This window comes from Bradyrhizobium sp. (genome assembly GCF_019242285.1).
Taxonomy (GTDB): Bacteria; Pseudomonadota; Alphaproteobacteria; order Rhizobiales; family Xanthobacteraceae; genus Bradyrhizobium.
This window is the reverse complement of record NZ_JAFAVV010000501.1, coordinates 1-10,164: the sequence shown is the minus strand read 5'-3', so window position 1 is coordinate 10,164 and position 10,164 is coordinate 1. Positions and strand designations below refer to the sequence as shown.

At 67.4% G+C, this 10,164-nt stretch carries 10 protein-coding genes; all 10 read left to right on the top strand.

From position 1 onward, the window contains the following. On the top strand, window positions 1–390 hold a 390-nt coding region (locus JOY90_RS19765), incomplete at its 5' end, for a hypothetical protein (RefSeq protein WP_291692792.1). Between the two features lie 77 nt (window positions 391–467). Further along, window positions 468–596 carry a hypothetical protein gene (locus tag JOY90_RS19760; protein ID WP_291692791.1) on the top strand — a complete coding sequence of 43 codons (129 nt, stop codon included), beginning with the start codon at window positions 468–470 and terminating at the stop codon, window positions 594–596. A 154-nt stretch (window positions 597–750) separates the two neighbouring features. Further along, on the top strand, window positions 751–2,076 hold the full coding sequence (locus JOY90_RS19755; protein WP_291692790.1) for a serine protease: 1,326 nt from the start codon (window positions 751–753) through the stop codon (window positions 2,074–2,076). Further along, window positions 2,073–3,035, top strand: a complete 963-nt coding sequence (locus JOY90_RS19750) for an FHA domain-containing protein (protein ID WP_291692789.1) — start codon at window positions 2,073–2,075, stop codon at window positions 3,033–3,035. The genes JOY90_RS19755 and JOY90_RS19750 overlap by 4 nt, the downstream gene beginning before the upstream one ends. A 188-nt stretch (window positions 3,036–3,223) precedes the next feature. Next, complete coding sequence (locus JOY90_RS19745; protein WP_291692788.1) at window positions 3,224–5,485, top strand: caspase domain-containing protein; 2,262 nt, start codon at window positions 3,224–3,226, stop codon at window positions 5,483–5,485. 301 nt (window positions 5,486–5,786) lie between these two features. Further along, complete coding sequence (locus JOY90_RS19740; protein WP_291692787.1) at window positions 5,787–6,788, top strand: 30S ribosomal protein S2; 1,002 nt, start codon at window positions 5,787–5,789, stop codon at window positions 6,786–6,788. Window positions 6,789–6,915: 127 nt separating this feature from the next. Beyond that, on the top strand, window positions 6,916–7,839 hold the full coding sequence (gene tsf, locus JOY90_RS19735; RefSeq protein ID WP_291692786.1) for a translation elongation factor Ts: 924 nt from the start codon (window positions 6,916–6,918) through the stop codon (window positions 7,837–7,839). Between the two features lie 64 nt (window positions 7,840–7,903). Further along, window positions 7,904–8,620 carry a UMP kinase gene (pyrH, locus tag JOY90_RS19730; RefSeq protein WP_291692785.1) on the top strand — a complete coding sequence of 239 codons (717 nt, stop codon included), beginning with the start codon at window positions 7,904–7,906 and terminating at the stop codon, window positions 8,618–8,620. 67 nt (window positions 8,621–8,687) lie between these two features. Further along, complete coding sequence (gene frr / locus JOY90_RS19725; RefSeq protein WP_291692784.1) at window positions 8,688–9,251, top strand: ribosome recycling factor; 564 nt, start codon at window positions 8,688–8,690, stop codon at window positions 9,249–9,251. Between the two features lie 15 nt (window positions 9,252–9,266). Then, a complete protein-coding gene (locus JOY90_RS19720; RefSeq protein WP_291692783.1) occupies window positions 9,267–10,025 on the top strand; it encodes an isoprenyl transferase in 759 nt (252 codons plus the stop codon). The last annotated feature ends 139 nt before the right edge of the window (window positions 10,026–10,164 follow it).

The window sequence follows — 10,164 nt, the reverse complement described above, 5'->3', positions numbered from 1 at the left end:
CCATATTCGTTTGACTTGAACAATGAATTGGCCGCGATGCGGTCAGCCAACGTGCTTGAGTTTCAATTCCCTAGAGAAGGATATGGTCCTAGCATTGCTGCTACCAGATTTGGTGAGAAGATTCTGGATGTAAATTCTGAGAATATCTCGTCATTTGTTCCCACTATTGATTTTTTGGCAGACTGGTTTTCGGCTAGTGATGTGCGGCATCTAGAGAAAGTGGCGACCGCCTATTTTGTCACGGCAAAGAATCCAAAAGTCTCGACCGTAGAGCGCGCCAAGAAGTTACATTCGATTAAGCCTCACATCGATATTCTTGCGGCTGAAGAAGCGCTTAAGATCGTCGATGAGAAGCGAAAGCAGGCCAAGCAGATGCTGGGCTTTGGTTGAGCTATCGGCCGGCTAGTTTAGCATTCGACACTATCTGACTTGTCCAATGCAGTTGGGGTGGTGGCGACGGCGAGGTCATGCTGGTGATGATGCTCGACCTCGAGACCGAGGTGGAGATGCGGCTGCCCGGCCGCTTCAAGGTGTCGCCGCAGATCGCGGGCGCCTTGAAGGCGGTGTCGGGCGTGGTCGACGTGCAGACGCTGTAGGCCGTCCCGATGCGCGGTTCGCGCGCATCGCCGCCCTGGTTCGCCGCCGCCGCCGCATTGCAACCGGGCGACAATTTTGCTTATTACGCGCTGTCGGCGAATGACGCCGGGTGCGATGCGTCCGGCGCCGGCTCGGCCGGCCGGTGGGGGACGCGTGACTGTTTGGTTTGCCGGCGCGATGCGCGGGCTTGCATGGATGCTGATCATCATCGTGGCGGCGGGGGCCCCGGCCGGGGCGGCCCCGGAGCGGACGGCGTCGGCTGAATCGATCTACGCCCAGGCGCCTCCACGCCTCCTGCAGATCCGCACTTTGGTTGCCGGCGCCGGACGGCAGGCCTCGATCGGTTCCGGTTTCCTGGTCTCTGCCGACGGGCTCGCGATCACCAACTACCACGTGGTGTCGCAGTTCGCGCTCGAGCCGCAGAACTACCGGCTCGAATATGCGGCTGCCGACGGCAGCCGCGGCGAGGCCAGCCTGCTCGCGGTCGATCTCGCCAACGACCTCGCGGTCGTCCGCATCGACAAGCACGATGCGCCGTTCTTCTCCTTCAACGCGGCGGCGATCGAGGGCGGCCTGCCCAAGGGCGAGCGGCTGTATTCCATGGGCAATCCGCTCGACCTCGGCTTCTCCATCAGCGAAGGCACCTATAACGGCCCGGTCGAGCACAGCTACAACGAACGCATTCATTTCACCGGCGCGCTCAATCCGGGCATGAGCGGCGGGCCGACGGTCACCGCCGACGACCTCGTCGTCGGCGTCAATGTCTCGACACAGCGGGGCGGCCAGCTTGTCAGCTTCCTGGTGCCGGCGCGCTTCGCCGCGGCGCTGCTCCAGCGCGTGCATGATCAGGCCTCGCCGCCGGACCTGCGCGCGGAGGTCGCCCGCCAGCTCGTCGCGTGGCGCGGCGCGCTCTACCGCTCGTTCGAGCAGGAAGGTTTCCGCGCTTCCGCGCTCGGGCCCTACCGCGCGCCCGAGGCCAAGCCGGGCTGGTTCACCTGCTGGGGCCAGACCAATGCCGGCGATACGCCGAAACCCCGCGCCAGCATCGATTCGACCAATTGCTCGAGCGACACCAGCCTGTTCGTGGCGAGCGATCTCAATATCGGCGCCATTCAGATCAACCACTCCCATGTCCGAACCGTCGACCTCAACCAGTTCCAGCTGGCGGCCGTGCTGACGCGGCTGAGCCAGCCGCGTCTCGCGGTGGGTGGCCCGTACCGCAAATGGTACACGCCGGAACGCTGCCACGAGGATTTCGTCAGCGCCGCGCCGCCGGACGGGCGGCCGCCGCTGCGGGTGATCTGGTGCGCGCGCGCCTATCGCGAATTCGACGGGCTCTACGACGTGGCGCTGACCGCCGTCACCCAGGATGACGGCAGCGAGGCGCTGGTCTCGCGGTTCAACCTGCAGGCGGTAGGCTATGACGATGCGATGGCGCTCGGCAGGCACTTCCTCGAAGCGTTGCAGGTCGTCAGATGATCTGGATCGAGATTCTCTCGCGCCATCGTGACGTCACGGCGCGCTTCCGCATCGTCGATGCCGAAGCCAGCATCGGCCGCGGCTATGACAACGACGTCATCGTCGACGATCCCTATGTCGCCGCGCGCCATGTCCGCGTGTTCCGCGACGAGGGCGGACAATGGATCGCGGAGGATACCGGCAGCGCCAACGGCATGTTCCTCGACGGCGGACGGGCCCGATTGGCACGGATCGTGGTCGACGGCCGACAGCCGATCCGCATCGGGCAGACGCTGCTGCGGATCAGGGAGGCCGGCCATGCCGTCGATCCCGAGCGCCTGGCGCGCCCGCAATGGCAGGTTTTCCCGGCGCTGCTCGCCGCCGTGCTGATGCTCGGGATTCTCGGCGTCGCCGCGGTCTCGCTATGGCTCGGCCAGACCGACGAGGTGCGCGCGTCGACCTATCTCACGCCGTTGCTTGGCATCAGCAGCCTGCTGCTGATCTGGGTCGGCAGCTGGACGCTGCTGTCGCGCATCTTTTCGGGGCGCTCGCGGTTTCTCGACAACCTCCTGATCGCACTTGTCGGGCTGCTCGCCTTCTCCCTCTATGGCGTGCTCGCGCAATATGCGGCCTACGCCTGGACCTGGCAGGCGCCGGTCACCTATTTCTATGTCTTCGCCTGGGTGCTGCTTGCCGCCGCGGGCTTCCTGCATCTGCGGACGGTCGGTCGGAGCCGGCTGTGGCTCAAGGGCGGCGTGGTGACGGTCCTGCTGGCCGCCGCGATCGTGGTGCAGATGCTGCAGCGCTCGGAGGCGTTTTCGCTCTCGGGCCGCGAGAACACCGCGCGCTTGCTGCTGCCGCCGGCGTTCCGCGCCGTTCCATTGCAGGATGAAACGGCGTTCTTTGGCGAAATCGCCAGGCTGCGGGCCAAGCTCGACGCCGACCGCAGCAAGGCGCGGCCAGGCCCTGCCGGGGGTTGAGGCCCCGCCGGGGGTTGAGCGCCCCCACCGGGGATTGAACGCCGCAGGCACCTGGATCACAATCCGGGGCGTCATGACTGGCAGCAGCGCCAATTGCTGCCTTATTGGCAACCTAGTTCGTTCAAGCTGCGTTCATCCGGCAATTTGCTGAATGAACCACTTTGTCGTTTTCAACAGAGCGTCCAGCCATGCGACCGGCCAAGATCCTTTCCGTTGTTCCACTTTGCCTGCTGCTGATCGCCGCAGGCCTGGCGCTCGCGGGCTCCGCCGTGGCGCAGCAGGCGGCGGACGACCAGCAGGCATCCCCGCCGCAACCCGGACAGGAGAGGCGCATCGCGCTCGTGGTCGGCAACGGCGCCTACCCCAAGAGCGCGCTGGCGACCGCCGCCAACGACGCCGGCCTGATCGCGCAGACCCTGCAGGCGGCCGGCTTCGACGTGGTCGGCGCGCGCGATCTCGACGGCGACACGCTGCGTAAGAGTTTCCGCGATTTCGTTCAGAAGGCGGAGGCCGCGCCGTCCGACACCGTGGCGTTCGTCTATTTCGCCGGCTACGGCATCCAGCTTGCGGGCGAGAACTATTTCATTCCGGTCGATGCCAACATCAATCGCGACACCGACATCCCGATCGAGGGCATGCGGATCAGCGACTACACCCGCCAATTGGCGACGATCGGCCTCAAGGCCGAGGTGGTGGTGCTGGACGCCGGCCGGCAGCAGCCCTTCGTCGAGGGCGGCCTGCCGATCGCGGGCGGGCTCTCGATCGTCGAGCCCGACAACAACATGCTGGTCGCCTTCAATGCCGCACCCGGCACGGTCGCGCCGGCGGAGCAGGGGCCGTACGGCATCTACGCGCAGTCGCTGGCCGAGATGATCCGCACCGGCGGCCTGTCGCTGCCGGAGCTGTTCGACCGCGTCCGCCTGCGCGTCAGCGACGCGACCAAGGGTGCGCAGGTGCCGTGGGACGCGCAGAAGATCACGTCGCAATTCACCTTCTTCGACCGCGCGCCGGACGCGCCGCCGACGCAAGGGTCGCCCGACCAGGTCGCGGCGCTGCGCGACAGGCCGATCCGCGAACTCGGCGCCGAGGAGGCCTTCACCGCGGCGCTGTCGCGCGACACGCTCGAAGCCTATGACGCGTTCATCGCCGCTTATCCGAACGATCCGCAGGCCAAGCGGGCGCGGGCGATCGCCGCCGCGCGGCGCGAGGAGATCACCTGGCGCCGCACCTTCCGCGCCGATACGCCGGAGGCCTACTGGTCGTATCTGCGGCGCTATCCGCGCGGGCCGCATGCCGCCGACGCGCGCCGACGTCTCGCGATCCTGACCGCGCCGCTCGAGCCGCCGCCGTCCTTTGCGATGATCGACTACGACGTGCCGCCGCCGCCGCCCGACGAGATCGCCTATGTCGACCGGCCGGTGCTGATGTTCGACGATCCCGATTTCGGCTTCGCGCCGCCGCCCCCGCCGCCGCTGTTCTATCTGCCGCCGCCGCCACTGGATTTCGTCGATCTCGAGCCGCCTTATGTCGGGGTCGGGTTCTACGTGCTGCCGCAGCCGCGCTTCGTGCCGATCCCGGCCTTCGTCCGGCCGCCGCCGCGGATTGCGCCGCCGCCGAACAACGTCATCTTCAACAACATCCACAACACCACCGTGATCAACACGGTGATCAATCAGCCACCGCCGCCCTCTGGAGCGCCGCCCGGCGGCGCCCAGCGGCCCGTCACGCCCGGTCTGCCGCCGGCCGTGCAGCAGCGTGCCACCCTGATCCAGCAGGGCCGGGTGCCGCCGCCACCGAACCTGCAGAACAACCCGACGCTCCGGCCCGGAGCTGTTCCAGCCAACATCGCGCCCAATGCGGTGGCTCCGAGTCCCGGACTGCACGGCACCGCGCCGCATGGAACGACATTGCCCCAAGGCAACGCGCTGCCGGTGCCCGGCGCCCACGGCGCGCCGCCACCGCCTGCGCCCGGCGCCAATGCGCCGGCGATCACCAATCCCAATGCGCGGCTGACGCCGCAGTCGCCTGCATCGGGGTCCGCGACGCCGCCCAACATGCATGAGCGGATCAACCCGGCTGCGCCGGGCACGAGGCCGCCGATCGCTGCCGCGCCGCCAAATCCGAGGCTCGAGGAGCACGGGCCGCACGGCCATACGCCTCCACCGTCGGTGTCGGCTCCGGTCCGGCCCGAGATCAGGGCGAACCGGCCGCCACCCCCGCCGCCGGTCGCACGTCCCGCGCCACCGGTCGCCCGCACCGCCCCGCCACCGGTGGTGCGCGCCCCGCCGCCCGTGGCACGCGCCGCGCCGCCGCCGATGGCGCGACCGGCACCGCCTCCCATGGTCCGCGCCGCACCACCGCCGATGGCGAGAGCCGCGCCTCCGCCGCGACCGGCCGCGCCGCCTCCGGCGGCAGCCAAGAGGTGCCCGCCGAACGTGCCGCGCTGCTGACGAACCGGCCCGTCCGCCTGCCCCTCGCCGGGCGCAGCATGCCGTGTCTGCAACCGCGAGGCCGTTGCGAGTCGATTTGGCCCGTGATTGAGGTCCCAGCGGCCCGGTGACGACCCCGGGGCCGTCCGCGGCCCAAGCGCCCCTGAATCCGGCCTTATTTCCTTGCGCCCGGGCGAAAAACCGCTATATAGCGCGCCATCTCACACGGAAACATGGCTGAAAAGGCCGTCCGGTGGCAACCGGGCCGCAAGGCGCGTTTGCTCACACGTTTCCGGAGGAACCAACCGGAGAACCCTAGACCATGGCGCTACCCGATTTCACCATGCGTCAGCTGCTCGAGGCTGGCGTGCATTTCGGCCACCAATCGCACCGCTGGAATCCGAAGATGGCGGACTACATCTTCGGCACCCGCAACAACATCCACATCATCGATCTGGCCCAGACCGTGCCGATGCTGCATCGCGCATTGCAGGCGGTCAGCGACACCGTGGCCAAGGGCGGCCGCATCCTGTTCGTCGGCACCAAGCGCCAGGCGCAGGACGGCGTCGCCGACGCCGCCAAGCGCTGCGCGCAGTATTTCGTCAATTCGCGCTGGCTCGGCGGCACGCTGACCAATTGGAAGACCGTGTCGGCCTCGATCAAGCGGCTGCGCCAGCTCGACGAGATGCTGGGCTCGGGCGAGGGCGCGCAATACACCAAGAAGGAGCGGCTGACCCTGCAGCGCGAGCGCGACAAGCTCGACCGCTCGCTCGGCGGCATCAAGGACATGGGCGGCCTGCCCGACATGATCTTCGTGATCGACACCAACAAGGAAGACATCGCGATCGCCGAGGCGCGGCGGCTGAACATTCCGGTCGCAGCCATCGTCGACACCAATTCCGATCCAAAGGGCATCACCTATGTGGTGCCGGGCAATGACGACGCCGGCCGTGCAATCTCGCTCTATTGCGAGCTTGTCGCGCGCGCGGCGATCGACGGCATCTCGCGCGCGCAGGGCGATGCCGGCATCGACATCGGCGCCGCCCCGCAGCCGCTCGCCGAGGAGATACCGACTGCGCCGCAGGTCGCCGGTGGCTTCCAGGGCCTGCCCGGTCCGCGCGGCACCCCGGACGATCTCAAGAAGCTCACGGGCGTGTCGGGAACCATCGAAAAGAAGATGAACGACCTCGGCATCTTCCATTACTGGCAGATTGCGGAGCTCAACCACGATACCGCGCACCAGATCGGCGAAGAGGTCGGCCTTCCGAGCCGCGCCGATGCCTGGGTGGCCCAGGCCAAGGCGCTCACCGCGGAAGCGGAATAACGAAAGCGTATTGGCCGGCCGGTCACCTCGGCTAATACTGTCATCCAATGGGAATACCTGATGGTTGGGGGCGGCGGGGCATGGGCCCGCGCCGCCTTCGGCGTAAACAGGCAGAAGGACGCCAACAATGGCTACGATCACCGCTAGCATGGTTAAGGATCTGCGCGAGTCGACCGGCGCGGGCATGATGGATTGCAAGGCCGCGCTGACCGAATCGGACGGCGACATGCAGGCGGCCCAGGACTGGCTGCGCAAAAAGGGTCTGTCGAAGGCCGCCAAGAAGGCCGGCCGCGTCGCCGCCGACGGCCTGATCGGCGCCCTGACGTCGGGCGCCAAGGGCGTGGTCGTCGAGGTCAATTCCGAGACCGACTTCGTCGCGCGCAACGAGCAGTTCCAGGGCCTCGTCAAGATGATCGCGCAGGTCGCGCTCGACGTCGGCGCCGAGGTCGAGAAGATCAAGGCCGCCAAGGTCGGCAGCGTTACCGTCGAGACCGCCATCGCCGACGCGATCGCCACCATCGGCGAGAACATGACGCTGCGCCGCGCCGCCCTGCTCGAGGTCGGCAGGGGCGTGGTGTCGAGCTACGTCCACAATGCCGTCATCGAAGGCGCCGGCAAGATGGGCGTGATCGTGGCGCTGGAATCGACCGGCAAGACCGACGAACTGTCCCATCTCGGCCGTCAGCTCGCGATGCACGTCGCCGCCGCCAATCCGCTGGCGCTCGATCCGTCCGGCCTCGATCCCGAGCTGGTGCGGCGTGAGAAGGACGTGCTCGCCGACAAGTACCGTCAACAGGGCAAGCCCGAGAACGTGATCGAGAAGATCGTCGAGTCCGGGCTGAAGACCTACTACAAGGAAGTCTGCCTGCTGGAGCAGGCGTTCATTCACGACAGCGGCAAGTCGGTCGCCCAGGCGCTGAAGGGGGCCGAGGGCAGGGTCGGGGCGCCGGTGAAGATCGCGGGCTTCGTGCGCTACGCACTCGGTGAGGGCATCGACAAGCAGGAAAGCGATTTCGCTGCCGAGGTTGCCGCAGCGAGCGGCAAGAAGTAATCGCGGACGCGTACGCCCCGGTCGCTGCCACGTTGGGCGGCGCGGGACAGAAAGCAAACCCTGGATGGCTGAGCCGGTCTATCGTCGCGTGGTGGTGAAGCTGTCCGGCGAGTATCTCGCCGGCAGCCAGTCCTTCGGCATCGACCAGCCGACCGTCGACCGGATCGCGTCCGATCTGATCGCAGCGCGGGCGCTCGGCACCGAGATCGCGGTCGTGGTGGGTGGCGGCAACATGGTCCGCGGCGTCGAGGTTTCGGCCCGCGGCGTCTCGCGCCCCGTCGGCGACGCCATGGGCATGCTCGCCACGGTGATGAATTGCCTGGCCCTGGAAGCCGCCATCGAGCGCAAGGGCACCCCGGCGCGTGCGCTCTCGGCCTTCGTGATGCCCGAAATCTGCGAGCTGTTTACGCGTGCTGCAGCGCACAAATGCCTGGCCGAGGGCCGGATCGTGCTGCTCGGCGGCGGTACGGGCAATCCGTTCTTCACGACGGACACCACGGCAGTGCTGCGGGCGGCCGAAATCGATGCGCAGGCGGTGCTCAAGGCCACCAATGTCGACGGCGTCTACAGCGCCGATCCCAAGAAGGATCCCTCCGCCAAACGGTTCGAGCGGCTGACCCATGCGCAGGCCATCCAGGGCGGCTACAAGGTGATGGACGCGACCGCATTCGCGCTTGCCCGCGACACGTCGCTGCCTATCATCGTGTTCTCGATCGCCGAGCCCGGTTCGATCGGCTCGATCCTGAGCGGCACCGGCCACGGCACCATCGTCGCCGGCTGATCCGACCGAGACGCCGGTCAGGGCTTGCTGACGGCGAAGACGAGAAGTTCGCAGAAGGGAGAGCGTTATGTCCACGGGCAAGTTCGACATCAACGAATTGAAGCGCCGCATGCACGGCGCGACCCAGGCGCTCAAGCATGAACTGGGCGGCTTGCGCACCGGCCGCGCCTCGGCCTCGATGCTGGAGCCGGTGCAGGTCGATGCCTATGGCAGCCACATGCCGCTGAACCAGCTCGCCACCATCAGCGTGCCGGAGCCGCGCCTGATTTCCGTGCAGGTCTGGGACAAGTCGATGGTGAAGGCGGTCGAGAAGGCGATCGTCGATTCCAATCTCGGCCTGTCGCCGGCGACCGAAGGGCAGGTCCTGCGCCTTCGGATTCCCGAGCTCAACGAGGAGCGGCGCAAGGAGCTGGTCAAGGTCGCGCACAAATATGCGGAAGCCGCGCGGGTCGCGGTCCGTCACGTCCGCCGCGACGGCCTCGACGTCGTCAAGAAGCTCGAGAAGAACCACGAGATTTCCGAGGATGATCAGGAGCGCCTCGCCACCGACGTGCAGAAGGCGACCGACGGCGTGATCTCGGAGATCGACCAGATGCTGGCGGCCAAGGAAAAAGAGATCCTCACGGTTTAGTCGGAGGTCCGGCCGATGCCCGACGCCGCCCAGCCCGCAGCGGACGAGAAGGTTCGCTCCGAAAGCCCGTTGCACGTCGCCATCATCATGGACGGCAACGGCCGGTGGGCGGCGGCCCGCGGCCTGCCGCGCGCGGAAGGGCACCGCCGCGGCGTCGAGGCGCTGCGCCGCGTGGTGCGGGCCGCGAACGAACTCGGCATTCTTCATTTGACGATCTTCTCCTTCAGCTCGGAGAACTGGTCGCGTCCCGCAAGCGAGATCGGCGACCTGTTCGGCCTCCTGCGGCGCTTCATCCGCAACGATCTCGCGACCCTGCATCGCGACGGCGTGAGGGTGCGGGTGATCGGCGAGCGCGAAGGGCTCGAGCCGGACATCTGCGCGTTGCTGGGCGAGGCCGAGGAGCTGACGCGCGCCAACACGCGGCTCAATCTCGTGGTCGCCTTCAACTACGGCTCGCGGCAGGAGATCGCGCGCGCGGCGCAACGCCTGGCGCGCGAGGCCGCGCAGGGCCAGCGCGATCCGGCCTCGATCGACGCCGACACGCTCGGACGATATCTCGACGCGCCCGACATTCCGGATCCCGATTTGATCATCCGCACGTCGGGCGAGCAGCGGCTGTCGAATTTCCTGATGTGGCAGGCGGCCTACAGCGAACTCGTATTCGTGCCGATGCACTGGCCGGATTTCGACAAGGCGGCGCTGGAAAGCGCGATCGCCGAATATTCGACACGCGAGCGCCGGTTCGGCGGGCTCGTCGCGAAAACCGGATCGTGACCGCTGAGAAAGCCGCGCCGGTCGCGGCTCGACCCGGTCAGAGCAATCTCGTCACGCGCGTCGCGTCGGCCATCGTGCTCGTTCCGCTCGCCATCGCCGCCGCTTATGCCGGCGGCTGGTATTGGGCAGCACTCGTGAC

Excerpts from the sequence above, each read along its gene's own strand:
- frr (WP_291692784.1), top strand. The coding sequence starts at position 8,688 with ATGTCCACGGGCAAGTTCGACATCAACGAATTGAAGCGCCGCATGCAC.
- JOY90_RS19720 (WP_291692783.1), top strand. The coding sequence starts at position 9,267 with ATGCCCGACGCCGCCCAGCCCGCAGCGGACGAGAAGGTTCGCTCCGAA.
- pyrH (WP_291692785.1), top strand. The coding sequence starts at position 7,904 with ATGGCTGAGCCGGTCTATCGTCGCGTGGTGGTGAAGCTGTCCGGCGAG.
- JOY90_RS19750 (WP_291692789.1), top strand. The coding sequence starts at position 2,073 with ATGATCTGGATCGAGATTCTCTCGCGCCATCGTGACGTCACGGCGCGC.
- JOY90_RS19760 (WP_291692791.1), top strand. The coding sequence starts at position 468 with ATGCTGGTGATGATGCTCGACCTCGAGACCGAGGTGGAGATGCGGCTG.
- tsf (WP_291692786.1), top strand. The coding sequence starts at position 6,916 with ATGGCTACGATCACCGCTAGCATGGTTAAGGATCTGCGCGAGTCGACC.
- JOY90_RS19745 (WP_291692788.1), top strand. The coding sequence starts at position 3,224 with ATGCGACCGGCCAAGATCCTTTCCGTTGTTCCACTTTGCCTGCTGCTG.
- JOY90_RS19740 (WP_291692787.1), top strand. The coding sequence starts at position 5,787 with ATGGCGCTACCCGATTTCACCATGCGTCAGCTGCTCGAGGCTGGCGTG.